Annotated in this window: 10 protein-coding genes; 9 read left to right on the top strand and 1 reads right to left on the bottom strand. The window is 55.5% G+C overall.

What is annotated here, in order from left to right; all coding sequences use genetic code 11:
- The first annotated feature begins 157 nt into the window (after positions 1-157).
- The 3 genes from M504_RS14780 to M504_RS14790 all read left to right on the top strand — a co-directional run bounded on the left by M504_RS14780 (position 158) and on the right by M504_RS14790 (position 8280).
- Positions 158-3409 (top strand): TonB-dependent receptor, encoded by a 3252-nt coding sequence (locus M504_RS14780; RefSeq protein WP_047495153.1) that lies wholly within the window; start codon positions 158-160, stop codon positions 3407-3409.
- Between the two features lie 118 nt (positions 3410-3527).
- On the top strand, positions 3528-4292 hold the full coding sequence (locus tag M504_RS14785) for an SGNH/GDSL hydrolase family protein (protein ID WP_047495156.1): 765 nt from the start codon (positions 3528-3530) through the stop codon (positions 4290-4292).
- 1072 nt (positions 4293-5364) lie between these two features.
- Positions 5365-8280 carry a glycosyl hydrolase family 28-related protein gene (locus tag M504_RS14790; protein WP_047495159.1) on the top strand — a complete coding sequence of 972 codons (2916 nt, stop codon included), beginning with the start codon at positions 5365-5367 and terminating at the stop codon, positions 8278-8280.
- A gap of 204 nt (positions 8281-8484) precedes the next feature.
- On the opposite strand, the gene M504_RS14795 is transcribed toward M504_RS14790, so the two are convergent.
- Complete coding sequence (locus M504_RS14795; protein WP_156993880.1) at positions 8485-9735, bottom strand: hypothetical protein; 1251 nt, start codon at positions 9733-9735, stop codon at positions 8485-8487.
- A gap of 376 nt (positions 9736-10111) precedes the next feature.
- Here M504_RS14795 and M504_RS14800 point away from each other — a divergent pair, with 376 nt between their 5' ends.
- The 6 genes from M504_RS14800 to M504_RS14825 all read left to right on the top strand — a co-directional run bounded on the left by M504_RS14800 (position 10112) and on the right by M504_RS14825 (position 22172).
- Entirely contained in the window at positions 10112-13327 is a 3216-nt protein-coding gene (locus M504_RS14800) for a TonB-dependent receptor (RefSeq protein WP_047495164.1), read from the top strand.
- Positions 13328-13403: 76 nt separating this feature from the next.
- Entirely contained in the window at positions 13404-14876 is a 1473-nt protein-coding gene (locus M504_RS14805; RefSeq protein WP_052200875.1) for a sulfatase-like hydrolase/transferase, read from the top strand.
- A gap of 245 nt (positions 14877-15121) precedes the next feature.
- Entirely contained in the window at positions 15122-18532 is a 3411-nt protein-coding gene (locus tag M504_RS14810) for a DUF5107 domain-containing protein (protein WP_052200876.1), read from the top strand.
- A gap of 2 nt (positions 18533-18534) precedes the next feature.
- A complete protein-coding gene (locus M504_RS14815) occupies positions 18535-19968 on the top strand; it encodes a sugar porter family MFS transporter (protein WP_052200877.1) in 1434 nt (477 codons plus the stop codon).
- 110 nt (positions 19969-20078) lie between these two features.
- Positions 20079-21167: a LacI family DNA-binding transcriptional regulator gene (locus M504_RS14820; protein ID WP_047495167.1), complete on the top strand. Its 1089-nt coding sequence runs from the start codon at positions 20079-20081 to the stop codon at positions 21165-21167.
- A 57-nt stretch (positions 21168-21224) separates the two neighbouring features.
- Positions 21225-22172: a hypothetical protein gene (locus M504_RS14825; protein WP_047495170.1), complete on the top strand. Its 948-nt coding sequence runs from the start codon at positions 21225-21227 to the stop codon at positions 22170-22172.
- The last annotated feature ends 61 nt before the right edge of the window (positions 22173-22233 follow it).

Here is a 22233-nt window from a genome sequence, read left to right on the forward strand (position 1 = left end):
CGTACGGCTCGGTCATAGTCTCCCCTATGGTTGCGCTATCGCAACCGTTCACTCGCAGCCGGAAACCCGGGTTGCCGTGAAGAGATAAGAGGATACAGTGTCCGTTCCGCAATCGTCCCCGACGCATTCCCATATACCCCCTTGCATCCGCACCCGGTTGGGACTGGGACGAGGTGCCCGGCTCACCTTCACACTTCTGTTCGCCTCGCTGGCTCTGTCCGCCGTATCCTTCGCCCAGTCGATCACTGGGGCTGTCTCCGGCACTATCGAGGATTCAGGCGGAGCCTCCATCCCGAATGCACAAGTGATCATCACGAACGTGGACACTCGGCAGAGCCTTACGACTCAAAGCAACGCGTCTGGCAACTACATCTTTCCGTCGCTACCCCCAGGTCGCTACGAGGTGACGTGCGTCTCCCCCAGCTTCACGACGCAGCACCAGACCAACGTTGTGGTGGACGTAAACGGGAACGCCCACGTCAGCTTCGCCCTGAAGGCAGGATCCGTCGACCAATCTGTGACCATCACCGCTGAGACAGCGGAAATCAACGCGACTGACTCACAGCTAGGACAGACCATCGACCAAAAGAAGATCCAGGATCTTCCTGTGAACGGTCGTTCTGCCTACGGCTTAGCGCTTCTGTCACCCGGTGTGACGAACTACTCCGGGACGGCGCCGACCGGAAGCTACAACGGAGTGCTGTTCAGCGTGAACGGCCGACGCAATAACGACAACTCGTTCTATCTGGATGGCGCATACAACACATCGTTTTTCCGTAATAGTGGCAACCTGATCCCAAATCCAGACGCACTGCAGGAATTCCGCGTACTGACCAGCAACTTTGATGCTGAGTTTGGCCGTCTTCCCGGTGCTGTCGTTAATGTGATCACTCGATCTGGCACCAACGCCTACCACGGCTTGTTGTACAACTACCTGCGCAACGACAAACTGAATTCACAACAGATGTTTGTGAACGGCGTAACGCCGCTGAAGCAGAATCAGTTTGGCGCCAACTTCGGCGGCCCCATCCTGCGCAACAAAGACTTCTTCTTTGTCTCCTACGAGGGCATCCGCATCGCATCGCCAGTAGTGGTCACAAGTTCAAGCATCGTGCTACCCACACCGGCACAGGCAGGAGGAGATTTCTCGACGCTCGCAGCATCACGCTATCCAAAACAGGCGAACGGGACGGTCTATAGCTGCAATGGCGTTCAGGGCGTCATCTGCCCGAACTTACTTGACCCTGTGGCACAGAACATCCTTAAGCTGATTCCAAAGGCTGATGCGTTGACCGGCGTATCACCGCAACAGGTCACAAGCGGCAACAGCACCGCCAACCAGGGCTTTGCCCGTTTCGATACACAACTGACGGGATCGCATCGACTTTCACTGTCCACGTTCTTTCACCGCGGTTTTTCGCTGACGCCTACTGCTGGAGGCAACACCATCCTCTCGTACAGCGGAACGAATCAATCCAATGGCGTAACGAACCTGATCCTGAACGATGCGTGGATCGTGTCTCCGAGCAAGCTGAACAATCTCAATCTTTCGTTCTCGCTGAACCACAGTGTCATCGGAAACATCTTCAACAAGTACTACCTGTCTGATCTGGGATCTTCGATCAACGAAGGTGCGTTGTTGCAAACGCAACCTTTCGTCTCCATCACTGGCTATTTCACAGCAGGCTCTGGCTCCAGCAGCAACGATGACAAGACGCAGCAGGCCATGGCCATCTTCGACAACTTCTTGTGGACGCATGGCAATCATCAGCTGAAGATGGGCGGAAGTTTTGTCTGGAAGAAGTATCAGGACACCGGCGTCTTCGCAGGGTCTACGGTATCAACCTTCACCGGAGCCGTCACAGGAAACGCGTTTGCGGATTTCCTTCTGGGGAACGCAGCCACGTTCCGACAGAACACTGGTACCTACTTCCGTATGCATGGCACAGAACCTGCGCTGTATGCGCAGGACAGCTGGCGCATGACACATCGGCTCACCTTGAATGCAGGCGTTCGTTGGGAAATTTACTCGCCCATGACCGCGAATCACACCTTCGGCACCTTCGTCCCGAATGCGCATTCAACCCGCTTCCCGACTGCTCCCGTTGGACTACTGTTCTCCGACGATCCTGGCATACCTAATGGCATTCTGCGCACACAGTGGCACAACGTCGCTCCGCGACTTGGCTTCGCCTACGATGCCTTCGGCTCAGGACAGACAGTGTTGCGCGGTGGTTTCGGACTGTTTTATGAAGGCCTGCAAACTGGCTTGAATCAGAACCTGCAACAGCAGCCCTATGCGCTGGATCTCACCATCAGCAAAACACCAAACCTTGTGAATCCATACGGTTCCACACCCGATCCGTTTCCTTACATCGTGAGCAGCACGAATCCGGTGTTTCAATCCGGTGCAAGTATCGCCAGCATCCCGGCAAATGGCAACAGCAGCACGCCGTATGTTGAGGAATACAACCTGAATGTGGAGCAACAACTCCCTGGCCGCTTCCAGACGCAGATTGCCTACGTGGGCAGCAGCTCGCGTAAGCAATATGTTGTCCGCGACTCAAATGCTCCCATCTATGCGCCCGGCGCTGCTACAACTACTGCCGGTATCAATAATCGACGCCCCTATCAACCCACGCCCACGCAGTACGTCTTTGCAGGCATCTATGAATTGGCCCCCATTGGCAATGGCAACTACAACGCTCTGCAAGTCACACTGAATCGCCGCTTCCGGAACAATTTCTCCATCCTGGTCAATTACACCTGGCAAAAGGGCATCGATATTGCATCCGCTGACGTGGCAAGCATCTCCGGCTCACAGTTGGTGGATGACACCAACCTGTTGCGCGACCGCGGCATTTCGAACATCAACGTGCCGCAGATCTTTGTTGCATCCGCTTCCTATTCGCTACCAGCTATCCATCGCTTTGGCTTTATTGGTCGCAGTATTCTCGGTGGATGGCAGACGAACGCTCTCGTGCAACTGCGGAGTGGTGCTCCCATCAATGTACTGTCGGGCGTTGATTCCAACCTGAACGGGAACAACAACGACCGCCCCAACCAGGTCGGCAATCCCAATCTGCCCAGTGGCCGGAGCCGCGACGAGAAGATTGCGCAGTACTTCAACACGGCTGCGTTCACTGCAGTTCCCGCCGGAACCCCATATGGAACTGTCGCTCGCAACTCGCTAGTCGGTCCCGGCTATTCCAACGTGGATTTCTCTGCCTTTAAGAACATCACTGTGTGGCATGAACACTCACTGCAAATTCGCGGCGAGTTCTTCAACCTGTTCAACAGTGCGAACCTCGGGAACCCGAACTCCACACGGACCAACGCACAATTCGGCAAGATCACAAGCGCGGGTTCGCCACGCATCATCCAGGTCGCCGCTCGTTACTCCTTCTAAAGCAACAATCATCCGCGTGGCTGATGCATAGGCATCAACCACGCGATGTTCTCCAAGCGGAGTTCCGCGCCGATGGTCGCGCGAGCTTCTCCTCGCTTCACTTCCCTGGAGTTATGTAATGAACACAAGACACATCGTCTTCGCACTTCTGTCCCTGTGCGCTTCTGCCGCTTTAGCTCAACAGCCGCAAGCTACAACCACAACGCAGGCGGTTGCTGCACCTTCACCAGCCGATGTCGAACGGATGCGCACACCGCTTGCCGACTGGCCCAACCTCACACGCTATCGCGCGGAAGATGAAGCAATACCACCACCGAGTGCAGACGAACAACGCGTCGTGTTCCTCGGCGATTCCATAACGGACCGTTGGGGCCGCAAGGTGGGAACATTCTTTCCTGGCAAGGGTTACATCAACCGCGGCATCAGCGGCCAGACCACACCCCAGATGCTACTTCGGTTTCAGCAAGATGTCGTACGCCTGCATCCTTCGGTGCTTGTCTTATTGGCTGGCACAAATGACATCGCACGCAACACCGGCCCCTCGTCGCCAGCGATGATTGAGGACAACTTCCGATCCATGGCCGCAATCGCAAAGGACAACGGAATCCGATTGGTGATTGGATCTATCTTGCCAGCTGCACGATACCGCTGGAGGCCGGGCGTCAATGGAGTTACGGATATCCGCGAAGTGAACCGATGGCTCAAGACATTCTGCACTGAAAATAATTTCGTCTTCGTCGATTACTACACTGCCATGGCAGACGATGCGGGAGGCATGAAACCAGGCCTGTCTTCAGACGAAGTCCATCCTACAGAAGCGGGTTACGAGATCATGGCGCCGCTTGCAGAGCAAGGTATAACCCAGGCACTCAATCATAGGTAGCGAGCCTTCTACCTCTTCCGTATGGCGAACGAGCTTCTCATCGAAAAAGTTAACTTCTTCGATGAGAAGCGAGAAGAAGGGCGAATACTTGCGTCCCTCTAACGAAGGGAGCGAAATGCGGCGCAATTCTGTAGTGAACAGATCAGGAACACCCCGCAAAAGCCACCGTTGATTGTTGGAACCAGAAGGCGCGTAGCGCCCTTGACCTAGCATTGGGGGACAGGAATTGCTCCATTGTCTTTGCGTTTTTGAAAAGCATTACTTCATGTGATCGACTCGAGAAGAATCGTTCGTACCTGCAGCGAGGAGCAATAAAAGCCAGGGTGATCGCGATCACATCCTCGACTAAGGCTGCGAGCAGGTCTTGACCAAACGATTTCGCCGCGAGACTTCTTCATTTGGAACCAGCAAGAGTCCCGATCACTCTCCGACTATTCCCGTGATCAGGCCGATCGCGAAGTGTCCTTTGGAGAGACCAACCGCCGATCCGCTCAATGCTCCCATTACGATTCGTGCGCCGCATTGCGGAGGGACAAGGCGATTGGGAGTCTTTGGAAGTTTGCCCGCGACAAGCTCTCCGAAGCGATGAAGGTTGTGATGAACGGTGTAACTCGCCTCCCCAGAAAGGAAAGCCGGGTTCCCTCAGGTGAAAGATGTTGGACTGGCCGTCCAGCCTCTAACGACCAGTCCAACAACGGCATGCCGCACCGATGATGGAGGCGGAGACTATTACAGAGTTTATAATGCTTCTCTCTCTGAGCGATTCTTATCGTGGGCTGGGCTGTGGCTGAAACCAAAGCTGCAGCTCGAGAGGCAAGCCTTCACAGAAGAGAATTTCCACTCGAAAGACTTGCCCCGGAGGCGTTACTTCGAGGTGGCTTTCGAGGCCGCGTCCAAAATTACGCTGCCTCAGCGAAGACATCTTCTTCGCGCCCATCATGGCCCCAAAAGCCATCGCTGACGTCCCTACGCGTCAGGCGTGACAGCCTATTTATTTCGGCCCCACAATAAGACTTTACCCCTCTCTCATCGCGCCCGTATGCTGTTCGGACTTTAGGTTCTGAGGGCGTGCATGTGCGTTTTGCTTTTGCTTCTTCTGTCGATCGTCACTGCAACGTCCCAGGCACAATCCGTCTACCTCACAAAGCCAGTCGATGCTCTGGCCGTGACGGCGAGTGACCTGCGCGGCGACGGCGTTGCCGATGATACTGCAGCGCTACAGGCTGCCATTGACAGGGTTGCGGATACCACAGGCAGCGGCATCGTCTTCCTGCCACAGGGGCGTTATCGCATAACGAAGACGGTCTACCTATGGTCTGGCGTTCGTATCTTCGGATACGGAGCGCAGCGGCCGGTCATGGTGCTGGCGCCGAATACGCCTGGATTTCAAAGCGGCCACGACTTCCTCGGCACCGGCCGATACATGCTGCAGTTCGCTGCAAACAAACCCGCGGCGGGCGCAGCGATCATGGACGCGAACGAGTTCACGTTCTACAGCGGACTGAGCAACATTGACTTCGAGATTGGTGCCGGTAATCCCGCAGCAATTGCAGTGCGATTTCACGTCGCGCAGCACTCGTTTTTGGATCACATGCACTTCAGCGTCGGTGAGGGGCGCGCGGCGTTAGAGGACGTCGGCAATCAGGCTGAAAACCTGGATATAAAAGGCGGCGAGTATGGCATAGTGAGTGTCCGCACCGCTCCGGCCTGGCAGTTTCTGCTGATGGACTCACGCATCCATGGCCAGCGACGCGCAGCCATCCATACGCAGGAAGTGGGAATGACGCTGGTGCGCGATGAGATCAGCGATGCGCCCATCGCTATCGAGACACCGCGGTACATGCCGGAACAATTGTATGCGAAGGACCTACTGCTGAAGAACATCAGCGGGACCGCCTTCGTCCTGGGTGACACCACAAGCCAGCACAACCAGGTCACACTCGATAACATCTTTTGCGATCACGTAGCAGCGTTGGTCGCCGACCCAGTTGGAGGCTTGAAGTCTGCCGCTTCACCACGCAGTGGGGATCGGTACTACATCGTCGCGAGCATGACTGCCGGTCAGCAGATTCTTGGAGACGGTCGCGAAGGCGCTCTGACGTTGACCCTGTCCGGTAAGAAGCGTCTGACGTCCGCCCCAAGACTTCCACTGAGTGACATTCCAACCATGCCGCCGGTGAGCGAATGGATAAACGTACGCACGCTGGGTGCAGCGGGAGATGGTGGCACAGACGATACTGCGGCACTGCAGCACGCCATCGATTCACATCGCGTGCTGTATTTCCCAACCGGGATGTATCGGCTGAGAGGCACACTGCACACCAAACCTGACACCGTGTTGGTGGGACTGAATCCCGCAACGACCGTGCTGATGGTCCAGGATAGCGATGCCAATTTCATAGGCGCTGGGGCGGCGGTGCCTTTACTGGAGACCGCACCGAACGGGCACGAGATCGTCAGCGGTCTTGGTGTATTCACCGGAGACATCGCACCGCGTGCAGCAGGCGTGGTGTGGCGGAGTGGACCTCGCTCACTGATGCATGACGTGAACTTCCCTGCCGGATTGCGAGCAAGGCCGGTCATCGCTCCGAAGCTTATGCGTTCGACCGTGCCCATTGCGCAGCGGCCAGATATGCGCGCTTCGCAATACCCTAGCTTGTGGGTGCGCGATGGGGGCGGTGGACTATTCCGTGATGTGTGGACGGCGGACACGACAGCTCGCTCCGGCCTGCTGGTGGAACACACACGAACACCTTCCGTTGCCTACCAGGTTTCATGCGAGCACCATATGCAGAACGAAGTGCAGTTCCATGACGCCGCGAACTGGACGGTCTACGCCCTACAGACAGAGGAAGAAAAGCCCAACGGTGCGGACGCCACAGCATTAGAGCTGATCAACGCAAAGAACATCACCTTCGCAAACCTGTTCAACTATCGCGTCTCACGCAACGTCATCCCAAAGCTCGCGGCCACAACGGCTAAGGGTTCAGACAACATCCGCTTCGCGAATGTCCACGTGTTCAGCATGACGCGTTTGGCTTTCGACAACAGTCTGATCGACGAGGACAACGATACAAGGATCCGGACGCATGATTTCACCAGCTTCCAGCTTCGTGCAAGGGCAACTCAATCGCCGATGAGGCCCGTGCGTTTGCCGCTCTTCACGTCCGAGTTGAAGAAGCTCATCTCGGGATATCGCGATCTGTCGGGTCTTACCATCGATGGCCAGGGCACGCTCTACTTTGCAGATGCAACGTTGGCGACTGTCGCACAGTGGGATGAGACCACCGGGACCGCAAAAGTGCTGACCAAGAACGTGCCGGAGCCCATGGCGCTCGCGTGGCCGGGCAGCGGTGACACGCTCCTTGCTGTCGATCGCGACAAGGCTGTCTATAGCGTGAACACGAAGACCGGAGCAACAGCAAAGCTGACAGACGGCGGCCTGAAACAAGGTGTCCAGCTGCTGATTCCGGTCGGCTTTCACAACGATATAGGCAGCATCCAGCGCATGGTGGCGCACCAGGGCTTTGTATATTCTGGCCGCAGCAACATGGCGCTGGTCAGCGCAACCGAGAACGAGCCGCGCAGCTACTTCTACGGCCTAGGCACAAACACGGCAGTGATTGCTGGTGGAAGCTGGAAGGGCGTGCAGCAGTCAGTGCAACTCAAAGCATTCCACGTAGGCGACAGCGCGCTTGCAGTCAGCGAAGAAGATGACAAGGTGTACCGCGTTTCATTGGACGCGTTGACACATCTCACGGCAACGACGTTCATCCCGCGCAGTGGAACCTCCGTGGTACAGGACAAAGATGGAAACGTGTACGTGGCCGGCGCGCAACTCTTCGTCTATGACCGCGCAGGTAAGCCGCTGGGCACTCTGGAGGTACCGGAGCGTCCTTCCTCGTTGGCCATCAGCGGCAAGACGCTATACATTGGGGCACGATCTTCGCTGTACAGCATCGCACTGAAGTCTTCCACCACGAACTGATTCGACAAACGAGTCGTCAGCGACGGCGTGCTTGATATTAATCCGCGCTTCTGCCGCGCGGGCAAGCAGGTTTGCCGGCGGCTGCAGATTGATGGGCTGCGGACGATTCCAGTAGCTTCGCGAGAGGATTGGGCAAATGGGTCGTCAGCCCGCTCTCTCATGTGCGTGCGACCAAGATCTGACACAAAATGGTCTGGATGATTGCTATGAGTGAACGTGTCTAGAAGCCAGAATCCGGTGACTCTCAGGGACCGAGTTGAGGCCACTCACCTCCAGAAGAAATTCTGAAGGAGGAAGCTCCGAAGCAGAACGCACACCAAGATGCTGCAGCAACTCGTCTTTGGAATCAGTTGAGAGCAGATAACTTCCCGCGGCCTCAAGCGACTCCGCGCTAGTTGCACTCAGAAGGATGACATTGCCTGCGCCATCCAAATTGGGAATGATGGCAATGCGAACGTAATTCACAGTCAGTGCGCCATCCTGGTGCGGATGATAGAGAGTCGACTCGCCGGATGCGGGGTGCAGATTTAGGACGTCCGGCGTTGCCGGGTTCATTGCCTGCGGCACCAATCGGAAGTTGAAGCGGCTCTCAAAGAGTTGTCCCCAGGGATCGCTCCACGGACCACCAAGCAAAATGACCATTCCCGGTCCCTGGAAATTGCGGACGGAGAGTTCGTGTGGATGTCGAATCAACACGCGTTGCTGGACGAGACTTTTCTGTATAGCGGCACCGATGATCGCAGAGGAGATGTTCGTCTGGTCTGAGTTCGTCGCCATATGGCGAGCGCCCGTAAGGATAGGATTGGAGTCCGTTTCCTCAGGCAGGGAATAAACGCGATGGATATAGTCATCCAGCGTTATCTGATGCCCGAAGATCCCGCGATACGCCTGAAGGTTTCCGTCAACGGCGACAACGGTGACGGTATCCCCCTTATGGAGAAGACCACCGAGGACGCCCTGCGCGGGTGCGCTCGCCACGTAGAAAGACCGCACGCCGAGGCCAATCGCGAACGCGAGGATCACGCTCGCCGCGAATGTCCAAACCAAACGGCTCGGTCGATGAGGAATCCTCACGGCGGTAGAAGGCGGCGGCGCAGAGACTACTGGGTCAGGAAGGGATAACGGTTCGGCAACGGGTTCAGGAATGGCAACCACATCGCGCTGGACGAATGAGGGGACGTACTTCCCTTTCGGGATGACCAGAACCAGAGTCTCCGAAGCGCCTTCTGTTGCATAGAACTCGTCCAGGCGCGTACGCAGGTGGCGGATCGTGACACGCACAATGTTGTCTTCGCTAGCGTTGTAACCCGCCGGACGGCGGAAGACTGCCTGCCCAATAGTCTGCTCCGTGACGTCTTCACTGGAGCCTTCATCCATGATCTGAAGCAGATACTCCAGCACCGACCTCAGGCGGGGAGCCGAAGCAAACGTGTTGCTTCCCACCAACCTGAGCATGGCCTCTTTCTGCTCCGAGTGCAGTTTTCCCGGGGAAACGGCGTCGCCCATAACATTCATAGTCGTGCGCTATCTCCCTTAATAACAACAACCTCTCGGTTCTTCCCCGAGAACTTCTTGAATTCTCCTCTTCTTCCCATTCCACATCCCAGTGCTGTTCACGAAGACTTCATATCGCTTCGTAACCGAACGTATTTCCGTCGTGAGAACCGCAACTCCTTGATGGGAAGTTCCGGCAGACGTAACTCTTCACCCCTTGGAGGCTGTGTTGACCCGTAGACCAATTTCATCCCGAATCATGAATCAAGCCACCCGAATGGCAGTGGCACTGACGTTAGCACGTCGTATATACCTCCCGCTATCAACCGTATGCCTCATGTCCGCAGCAGCCCTGACCGCTGCGGGGCAGGTAGTCACCGGCGATGTCCTTGGCACCGTAACCGACTCCACCGGGGCCGTGATCCCGAATGCGACGGTACGCATTGAGAACAAAGGGACGCACGCCGCACAGGAGGCGAAGTCCGGTGACAATGGCGGATACATCTTCACCCATCTTCAGCCGGGTAACTACAAACTCACAGTGACGGTGCAGGGCTTCAAGACCTTCAGCAACTCGTCCCTGGATCTGGTGGCCGGAGACCGCGCACGTGTCGATGCAGCCATGGCAACCGGCGGCAGCAGCGAGACGATAGAAGTTACCACCCAGCCGTCTGCCTTGCAGACTGACAGCACGAACGTAGGCTCGACCATCGATAGCAAAGCGGTGGCTGACCTGCCGCTGAATGGGCGCAATGTCTATGGACTGGTACAGGTAGCTCCTGGTGTGAACGCGGGCGCACCGAACTCACTGACAAGCGGAACGCGACCGGATGACCGGCGGCAATCATCATCAGTTTCCGCAAACGGTCAATACGAGCTGGTGAACAACAACCTGATCGATGGCCTGGACAATAACGAGCGTTTCAAGGGATTGATCCTTCTGCGGCCCTCGGTAGAAGCGATCCAAACCGTACGCGTCGACACAAACACTTACACGGCAGAAGTCGGACGTACGGCGGGCGCAGCGATCACCATTCTGACGAAGAGCGGAACGAACAAATTTCATGGCTCGGTATATGAGTTCTTCCGCAACGACAAGACCGACGCACGCAACTACTTTGCTCGGACTAACGTGTTGCCGCGCAAGCCGGAGTTACGTCAGAACCAGTTCGGGGGCAGTATCAGTGGTCCCATCTTTAAAGATCGGACATTCTTCTTCGCGGATCTGGAGGAGTTTCGGCAAGTGGATGCCACCGGAACGGTATATACCTCCACAGTGCCGACGGCTTACCAGATTGACCATCCGGGCGACCTTTCTGACGTGGGCGGCCCTGTAGTGACAGGGCTGGATTCAACGGCACTGGCTTATTTCAAGCTGTATCCAAAGCCAAATCAGGCAGGCAGTAGCTATATCCCCGGCACGAGCGTGCCAACCAACAACTACCTTTACAACCCTGCAAGAACGCAGAATACGACACTGGGTGACCTGCGTATCGACCAGCACTTCCACAACGGCGATACCCTGTTTGGCCGGTACAGCTACAATAAGGTGAACACGTTCATGCCAGGCCAACTGCCCGCTGTCGGGAACATTGGTCCAGGCGGACAGGCTGGAACCTATCCAGGACTCTCAGAGATCACTACGCATAACGGTCAGTTGGGTTATACCCATGCCTTCACTCCCAATCTTCTGCTCGAACTGCGAGCTGGCTATACTCTGTTCCGCGATCACGTAAACCAGTTGAACGCTGGACAGAACCTGAATACCGGCGGCGCGTATAACATTCCGAATGCAAATGGCTGCATCGGCTGCGATGGTTTGGCTCCCGTTTCGCCGGGTGGTGGATGGACAGGACTCGGCGACGCCACATTCCTTCCCATTTTGTTGAACGAAGGTGCGTACCAATACGCAGGCAATGTCACTTGGGTACGCGGCAATCACACCATCAAGTTTGGCGATGCGCTGATCCGTCGACAGGTGAGCAACCTGCAACAGAACTATGGCAAACCAGCCATCAGCTTTAACGGATCGACACCGATTGCCACGCTCACCAACTTCTTCCACGGCCAGCCATTCAACTATCAGCGCCAGGGTCTAACGCGGCGTCCGCATGTAAGGACGTGGGAAGAAAGCGCTTTTGTGCAAGATGACTGGCGTGCATTGCCAAATCTCACCTTCAACATGGGTGTGCGGTATGACATCTTCACCGCGCCAAACGAGAAGGATGGCTACTTCAGCAATCTGGACCTGACCACAGCAACATTGACGGTAAACAGCACCGGCGGCATTCGAACTAACTACTCGAATGTATCTCCTCGATTTGGCTTCGCCTACACAGCGAGGCCCACACTCGTGCTGCGCGGCGGCTTCGGCGTGAGCTTCTACGCAAACGACGTGCAGAACGCCTTCTATCTGCAGAATCCGCCATACGCATTCGCTACAGGAACGTTGACCAGCACCACACCAGTGTCACAAGGAGTTCAGGCATTTCCCAGCACGGTCTCCACGACCGCACTGTCTGGTGCTGTGTGGGCCAAACCATATAACTACCGCAACGCTTATGTGGAGCAGTTCAATCTGCTCCTCCAGAAAGACCTGGGCGGCAATGTAATCACCGTGGGTTACGTGGGTGAGCTTGGCCGTCACCTGAATGCACAGATCGGCAATTACGACTTACCTGCTCCAAGCGGAGGCAGCACTGTGCCCGCGCTGCGTTATGCCACGCAATTGCCGAACGTAAATACGATCCAATACTTCGGCAGTTTTGCGGTGTCCGCGTATCACTCGTTGCAAACCAGTTTCGAGCGACGCTTGAGCCATGGTCTGACTTTGAACGCGAACTATACCTTGGCACACGCGATGGACAACACCAACAACCAGGGCACTGAAGGCGATGGCGGATACGGTCTACAGCCAGCACTCATCAGCACGTATGACTATGGCAACTCCACACTGGATGTGCGTCACCGTATTGCTGCTACCGCAAACTATGCCATTCCGTTCCATGGCGGCAAAGTCGCAACCATGTTCCTTGGAAACTGGCAGGTGAACGCATTAGTGTTCTGGCAGACGGGAACTCCACTTGCAATCACAAGCAACGTGACACAGAACGGACGAGCCTACATCAACCTGCCCACGGTGACTTCCGATCGTCCAAACCGGGTCAAGGGAGTGTCACTGTACTCGTCCAGCCGCAATGTTCTGACCGGTTTCTTGAATCCTTCAGCGTTTGCGCGACAGCCGATTGGCACGGCGGGAAACGTGGGTCGCAATGTGGTGTATGGACCGAATCAGCGTCGCGCCGACCTGTCACTCTTTAAGACGATCCCTCTTCATGAAGCGCTTGCGTTACAGTTTCGTGCGGAATGCTTCAACATCTCCAACACGGCGAACTTTGCTCTGCCTGGCGGCACAATCACCAGCTATGCTTCGACACCGGACGCATCTGGCAATTACATCGCCACTGGAAGCGGAAACTTTGGCGTAACCACATCGACTGCTGCGGGTTCCGCTGCGCGACAGTTCCAGTTTGCCGCGAAGCTGACCTTCTAATAACAAAGAAGTGCGTGGGCCCGTGCGAGTTTGCGCGGGCCTGCACCGTTTCCCGTTGTCGAATTTTCGAGGATGCATGAGCAACGATCGACGTACGTTTCTGAAGACAATGGCCGCGGGGATAGTGTCGCCGGCGATAGCCGCTGGCGCCGTTTCCCCCACGCTGGAAGCCGCAGCACAAGCAACAAAGACGAAGGCACGGCCCAATGTGCTGCTCATGATCTGTGATGATCTTGGCTACGGCGATCTGGGGTGTTATGGATCAAAGATCCCCACGCCGAATCTGGACCGCTTGGCTGCGGACGGCATGCGTTGCATGCGGCATAACTCTGGCCATCCCATCTGCTCGGCATCAAGAGCATCGTTGCTGACGGGACGCTATGCCACGCGAAGCCATACCAAGGGTGCATTGTTTCCGAAGCAGGAAGGCATGGATCGCGAAGAACAAACCATGGCCGACCTGTTTCGCGCGGGCGGGTACATGACGCATTGCATTGGCAAATGGCATTTGGGAGATATCGCCGGACACTGGCCTACAGATCGCGGTTTCGACAGCTTCTATGGCGTTCCTTACAGCGACGACATGCAGCCGCTCCCCCTCGTGCGAGGCACTACACCACTTGAGGCAGATACCGATCGTGATGAATTGACTCCGCGTTACACAGAAGAGGCTGTAAAGCTACTAAACGAAGCAGGCAAAAGCCCTTTCTTCCTCTATCTTGCATATTCCTATCCGCATGACCCCGCACGCGGATCAAAGGCGTTTCGCGGTAAGTCAAACTTTGGCGATGTGGGCGACTCAATCGAAGAGATCGACTGGAGCGTAGGCCAGTTGATGAACACGTTGAAGAGCAACGGCCAACTCGACAACACCGTAGTCATCTTCACCAGTGATCATGGACCGTGGTTTCAAGGCAATCCGGGGCTGGTACGCGGTCGTAAGGCTTCCACATTCGAAGGCGGCTCGCGTGTTCCCTTCCTGCTGCGATGGAAAGGACATGTTCCGTCGGGTGCCGTCAGTCAGGAGTGGTCGAATCATCTGAATTTGCTTCCAACATTGAGTGCATGGTGCGGACTACAAAAACCGAAGTTGCTGCTGGATGGCGTGGATTCAAGTGCAATCTTCCTGCACAGTGCACCTGCCCCGGAGAAACCAGTGATTTACTTCTCCACCGTGGGAAACGCGAACATTCACTGCATCCGCGTGGGATCGTGGAAGCTGCGGGTAGCGCAGTCGGACGGCCAGATCTATATCAATGACCGGCCCGGCTCCACAACAAACTACCTGCTGCCTCATCCGGAGCTGTACAACCTTGATCTGGATCCGACAGAAGCATACGACGTAGCGAAGAAGCACCCTGATGTGGTGGCGCGGCTGCGAGAAGAGTTGAAGTCGCTTATTCCAACTTTCCCCGACGACGTGATCAAGGCGTGGCAAGAGATGCGAGGCCGCGTATGCAGTGTGACAACGCCACCGGGTGCCGTCCCGAGAATCGTAAAAGGGCCATTGCCATCATGGGCATGGGAGCCGGAAAACCGTCGTGATTGAGTAACGGAAAGGAACGCATGGGATGCGTTCCTTTTTCGTTCCTAGAGACAAAGATTGCTATGATCACGGTTCCGATGACGCCTGTATGAGATACGGGACGCACCTGCTTTTTTCTTGACACGTTCGACGGCCACCCCCTATATTCAGCTAACGGTAACGTACACGTTATGAAATAACGCACGTTTCCGAATGATTTCTTCGAAACTGGCTGGATTGATTTTGGCTCTTGGGAAGGTCTCTGAACGATGACGCAACGGATCTTCAACCAGGAGACGTCGCCTGACTCCGCTACTGCGGGAAAGCTTGAACTGCCGCTTGCCCCATCATCGGAACAAGGCAAGGTGAAGGCGTGGAGTGAGCCGGTCGACATGCTCACCTATCTCCCCGCAAAGCCAGATACAAATCCACTGTTCCTTGAGAAGCGCGTGTATCAAGGCAGCAGCGGACGAGTGTATCCCCTGCCCGTGATTGACTCCGTCTCAACGAAGCCGGAGATGCGGTGGTGGCAGGCTGTTCACATTGAGAATGAATTTCTGCGTCTGATGGTCATGCCAGAGATTGGTGGCCGTATTCATGTCGGCTTGGACAAGCGCACGGGCTACGACTTCTTCTATCGCCAGAATGTGATCAAACCGGCCCTCGTGGGACTTGCAGGACCATGGATTTCCGGCGGCGTGGAGTTTAATTGGCCACAGCATCACCGCCCTGCCACCTTTATGCCGGTGGAAGTTTCGATCGAGCGGTCGGATGACGGCTCAGTAACCATCTGGTGCAGCGACCACGACCCCATGGCGCGCATGAAAGGCATGCACGGTGTCTGCCTTCATCCGGGTAGGGCCTACGTTGAGGTGAAGGTGCGTCTCTACAACCGCACACAGGACACGCAGACGTTTTTATGGTGGGCAAATGTAGCCACGCGTGTGCACGAGAGATATCAATCGTTCTTCCCGCATGACGTTCGATTCGCTGCAGACCACGCCAAGCGCGCAATCACGGAATATCCACTGAGCAAAGGCCATTACTACGGCGTGGATTATGCAGAACGAGCAAGCAACGGTGTTCCCGCCGACGAGCTTCCCTCGCAGTTCATACCAGATGGCTCCTATCGCGCCAACGACCTCGGCTGGTATGCGAACATCCCAGTTCCTACCAGTTACATGATCGTGGGATCACGCGAAGACTTCTTCGGCGGCTACGATCACTCCGCGGACGCAGGCGCGGTAGCCTTTGCAAATCACCACATCTCTCCCGGCAAAAAGCAGTGGACGTGGGGCAATCACGAGTTCGGCTATGCGTGGGATCGCAGCCTGACGGACAACGATGGGCCGTACATCGAATTAATGTCGGGCGTGTATACCGACAACCAACCGGACTTCAGCTTTCTCGCTCCCGGAGAGACGAAAACCTTCAGCCAGTTCTGGTATCCCATCAGCGAAATCGGCACACCGGACCTTGCAAATCTTGACGGTGCATTGCGTCTTGAAATGAACTCGCAAGATATCACTGTCTATCTGCAAGTGACTTCCGATCGTCCTGTAAGCAGGATCTCAGTGCTTCGAGAAGGTGTTGAATTAGCAGCTTGGGACGCAGATCTTCTCGCGACAGAGCCCCGGCAATTTCATGCTGCGGTAGACGGTTCCATTGATGCACTTGAGGTTCGCGTGTCGCAAGGAAACAACGTCTTCATGCGGTATGCCCCGGCAGAAATTGTCCCCGGGAAACAACCTGACGTGGCCACGGAACCGCCTCTACCGCAAGAGGTAACAAGCAATGACGAACTGTTTTTGAACGGTCTACACCTGGAACAGTATCGTCATCCCACACGCGCTGCTGAACCGTACTGGTTGGAAGCTATTCGCCGCGATCCTGGCGACAGCCGCTCAAATCACGCGCTTGGTCATTCCTTTATGCGCCGCGGCGAGTTTGAACGTGCCGAGGCATATCTGCGCGCTACGATTGCCCGCTTAACAAGACGCAATCCAAACCCGAATGACGGCGAGCCTTTCTACAATCTCGGGCTTACTCTGGGATACCAGGGCCGAACCGACGAAGCCTATGATGCCTTCTACAAGAGCACCTGGAATGCAGCATGGCGCGGGCCGGGCTATCATCGTCTGGCCGAAATTGATTGCACGCGCAAGGAGTGGGCAAAGGCGCTGGATCATCTTGACCGTTCCCTGCTTGCCGATGGTGACAATCTAAACGCGCTCAATCTAAAAGCTGTCGTATTAGAACGATTGAATCGAATTGATGAATCCGCGGCACTCATTGCGCAGGTACGTTCGCTCGATCCATTGGATGAAACAAGCCGCTTTTTGCAATCCGGGCATGCACCAGCCGACGCACAACGGCAGATTGATTTGGCATTCGACTTGATGCGTGCAGGCCTTCTAGAAGAAGCTCTTCAGACAATCAACGAAAACGCTCCAGATCACTTCGACGGAGGAACCACGCTTCGTCTCTATCTCCGTGCGGATATCCTCCGGCAACTTGGCTGCGATGACGAAGCTAAAACGGCAAGCCAGCGTGCAACTCTCGCTGATCCTTCTTATGTCTTCCCTAATCGCTTGGAAGAGCTGCTCCTATTGCAGCGCGTCATTGCTGAAAACCCTGCTGATGCGCATGCGCACTACTATCTTGGAAATTTTCTATATGACCGTCGCCGTTACGACGAAGCGATAACACATTGGGAACACGCTACTGAGCTTGATCCTTTGTTTCCGACTTCCTGGCGTAACCTTGGCTTCGCACGATTCAACGTGAAGCATGACGCTGCGGGTGCTGCTGACGCATTTGCGCGCGCCCGCGCGCTTGCACCCCACGATGCTCGTATCGCATACGAGCAGGATCAGTTGTGGAAGCGCATCGGCACACCGTTGGAAGAACGTCTGAAGAATCTTCTCGATCACCCAGATCTGGTAGAGCAGCGCGATGACCTTTCCAACGAGTTAGCGACGCTGCTAAACAGTACCGGCCAACCTGCGCGTGCGCTCGATCTGTTACTCGGTCGTAGCTTCGGCCCTTGGGAGGGTGGCGAAGGCCAGGTGCTGACGCAGTACGTCCGCTCCAACCTATTGCTGGCGCAACAGGCACTGAACGATGGAAATGCTTCCACCGCAGTCGCCCTACTCAAACTGGCAGCAAACCCACCACAAAATCTGAGTGAAGCCAAGCATCTGTTGATGAACCTGAGCATGATTGATTACTGGATGGGCATTGCGTTGGCGGCTGTGGGAGATACCGCACGCGCAACCTGCGCACTGGAACTAGCAGCGAATCACAAGGGTGACTTCCAACAAATGCAGGTGCAATCCATCTCTGAGACAACATACTGGACTGCCAATGCATTGCGTGCGCTGGGACGCGAGCGAGAGGCAGACAACCTCTTTCATGCAATCGATGCGTATGCGACGAAGCTCGAATCAGGGATGCCGAAGATCGATTACTTCGCAACTTCACTTCCGGCAATGCTGCTCTTTGACGAAGACTTGAAGGAACGCCAGAACATCACGGCACAGTTTCTGCATGCGCAAGCACAGCTTGGATTGGGCAACAAGACGCAGGCAAAGCATCTTTTAGCAGAAGTGCTCGAAAAAGATCGCGCCCACTCTGGCGCAATTGATCTCCTTGCAACCCTTGCGTCGGAAGAAGGCTGATCATGCAAGGTCCCGCCATACACACAACTGAGTCTTCCATCCTTGTACCGGCGGAACGCAGCATCTACGTCTGGATTATTGCGATCGTTGCGGCGCTCGGCGGACTTCTCTTTGGCTATGATTGGGTCGTCATCGGTGGCGCGCGCGAGTTCTACGAGATGTACTTTCATCTCGTATCTCCTTCGCTGATTGGATGGGTGAACAGTTGCGCCCTTGTAGGGTGCCTCATCGGCTCGCTCGCAGCAGGTTCACTCGCTGAGCGACTGGGACGCAAACCCCTTCTCCTTGTCGCAGCGGTGCTGTTCGCAGTCTCCTCTGCCCTCACCGGATGGTCTTATTCACTGTCGGCCTTCATCACCTGGCGCATCGTAGGTGGCGTTGCCATCGGTCTCGCCTCCAATGTTTCGCCGCTTTACATTGCGGAAATCAGTCCTGCAGACCTTCGCGGGAGGTTGGTGAGCTTCAATCAGTTCGCGATTGTCATCGGCATTCTGCTAGCGCAGATTGTGAACTGGCGCATCGCTCGTCCCATTCCCGCGGGCTTGAGCGTAGTACAACTGATGACCTCGTGGAATGTCCAGTATGGCTGGCGATGGATGTTTACGGCAGTGGTGATACCTTCGTTGGTCTTCACCGTAGCATCGCTCGTTATACCGGAGAGCCCGCGTTGGCTGTTGACACGTGGCCGTAACCAAGAGGCACTGAAGACTCTCGCGAAGATCGGTGGCAGATCATACGCAGAAGCTGAATGTTTCAACATTCAGACTGTCATCAAGCAAGAAAGTGCAGCCGGACGTTCCACTTGGAGTGAACTTCTCCAGCGTTCTGTGCGTCGGATTGTTTTCATTGGCATCGCGTTGGCCGTTTTGCAGCAGTGGACGGGTATTAACGTCCTCTTCAACTACGCAGCAGATGTTTACAAGAGCGCAGGCTATGGCGCGAATGAAATTCTTCTGAACATCGTCATCACAGGCGCAATCAATCTAGTGTTTACCATCATCGCGATGCTGTTGGTAGACCGCGTGGGACGCCGTTGGTTAATGCTGTTTGGCTGTGTCGGTATAGGCATATCGCATCTGGCATGTTCGTTTGCGTACGCGGCTCATTGGCCAGCCATCGCAATTTTGTTTCTGACGCTCAGCGCCATCGCTTGTTATGCTCTGACACTTGCACCAGTAACTTGGGTCTTGATCGCGGAAATCTTCCCGAATCGTGTTCGTTCCCAAGCTGTTTCCATAGCAGTCAGCGCGCTATGGCTTGCCTCATTCGCTTTAACGTATACCTTTCCTTTGTTAAACCGGGCATTGGGGACGGGCGGCATCTTCCGGACCTACGGTGTGATCTGCCTTCTGGGATGGACGCTGGTGTTTGTCTTCGTCCCTGAAACCAAGGGACGAAGCCTGGAACAGATCGAGCGGGCGCTGGCCCGACAGTGAGAATTGCCTTGGCACTTTGGATCTCGGGAATCGAAATTTCGAGATATCTTCTCTGGCGGAATGAGACAATGTCACCCATCCCGTCAATTGCTATGTAAGCAAGGAAGAGCATGTCTGAATCAAAAGGAACAGCCGGAATCAAAGAAATTGCGCGAGCACTGAACGTGTCCATCGGCACTGTCGACCGCGCATTGCACGGCCGAACCGGCGTTAGCGAAAAGACAAAGACACGCGTGTTGCAGATGGCGGAGCGAATTGGTTATACCCCCAACCTTGCTGCTCAGGCATTAAAGCTCAATCGCAAACTATCCATTGCAGCGATTCTGCCCAAACATATTTCGCATTTCTTCGACCCTGTGCGTGCCGGCATTCGCGCTGCTGCTGCAGCTACGGTTGGCGTTCAGGTTTCTGTTGAGTTCCACGAGTATCCGCGGCTCGGCGTAGGTGATGTGGAGGCTTTTGAAGGCGCTCTGAAGCGGCACTACGATGGCATCATCTTTCTCCCTGGTGACACGCGCAAATTCGACTCTCTAATCCGTACGCTCTCGCGTAGTGGCACGGCAATGATGTGTGTCGGGAGCGATGCACCAAACACTGATCGCATGGGATCCGTTGCCGCTCATGCCTACGTCAGCGGCTCCATCGCGGCAGAGTTACTCGCGATGCGACTCCCTCAACGTTCCAACGTAGCCGTCTTCAGTGGCGATCTATTCACCATGGACCATGCGGAGAAACTGCGTGGATTTGCTGCGACACTCGCGGTACAGGCTCCTCACTTGATGCTGCTACCGGCGTTGGAAAGCCACGAACAACCCAAGCAGGCATACCAGCAGGCGCTCGCTCTAATGCGCGGTAAGGATCATCCCAAAGGTGTCTATCTGAGCACAGCGAATAGCATGCCCGTGCTAAAGGCGCTTGATGAATTGAATTTGCTCGGCAAAGTACAAATCGTGACAACGGATCTGTTTCAGGAGTTGGTCCCTCTTATCGAGTTTGGCAAGGTGATGGCAACTCTCTATCAACGCCCATATACCCAAGGTAAGGTCGCGTTTGAAGCGTTGCTTCGATATCTGCGAGGCGATGACAAGTCGCACCCCTACGTGCGGCTTGCCCCGCATGTCGTTTTTCGAAGCAATCTTCCTCTGTTCTCCGGTCAGATCGTCGATATCGACGAAGAAATTGAAAGCGAATTGCCGTAGCACTCACGTCGCAATAGGGCTGTATTGTCTCCCGTCTTCCGTTTGTGAAAGCTCTCTATGCCATCTCATGCCCATCACCACATCCTGCAATCGGATCACCTCGCAATCGAAGTGCGACTGCAAGAAGGTGGCCGCATCGCATCATTGCGTAGTCTCTACTCCGGGCTGGAATTTCTCACGCAAGCGCAGCGGGACCACGTACCGCCCGAGCCGAGCCTGGTTGCGGACTTTCGCAATGGTCCATGCGCCGGAATTGAAGAGTGCCTTCCTACCGTAGCTAGTTGCGATGCTTCCACGGAAGGAGGAGCTGCCCCCGACCATGGTGACTTCTGGCAGCTCCCTTGGGATGTGAAACATATCGACGACCGCAGTATCACGCTTTCCGCCGACGGCTTCAGCCGCACACTGCGTTTCACGAAGCATCTTGCGGTCAACGACGATACGCTCCGTGTGGACTATTCCGTAACGAACATCGGCAGTAGGTCGCAATCCTTCATTTACGCCTGCCACCCGTTGTTTGCGGTGGACGAAGGTGACCACATCGTGTTGCCAACTGGCGTTCATTCATTGCGGCTTGATTACTCGCGCGGCAACAGACTGGGAAACCACGGCGATGTGGTTTCATGGCCCGTAACGGCATCAGGAGTCAGGTTGGACAAAGCCGGCAGTGCAGACACCGGGCACGCGGATATGTTCTATACGGACCGAGTAGACAACGGAATGTGCAGCGTCCTCCGCCGCTCCACAGGACAGTCACTTGACGTTCTGTTCGATCCCGGAACGCTTCCCTATCTCGGAATCTGGCTCTGCTACGGTGGATGGCCGGACGATGCAAGAGACAACCTTCAATATGCCGTGGCACTGGAACCAACTACATCCCCACACAATAGCCTGAATGCAGCGCAACAAGCGCAGGCAGCGAAGTCCCTCCAGTCGGGAAAAGCATTCAAGTTTTCGATCTCGTTCCGTGTGCGCAATACTCCCGAGCGGCTTCCAGAACAATGAAGTAACCCTTGAGGAAGGTTGTTTTTCACTAGAGCCGCCGCGAGAGTTAGGTCTTAATCGT

This window comes from Terriglobus sp. TAA 43 (assembly GCF_000800015.1).
Classification (GTDB): domain Bacteria; phylum Acidobacteriota; class Terriglobia; order Terriglobales; family Acidobacteriaceae; genus Terriglobus.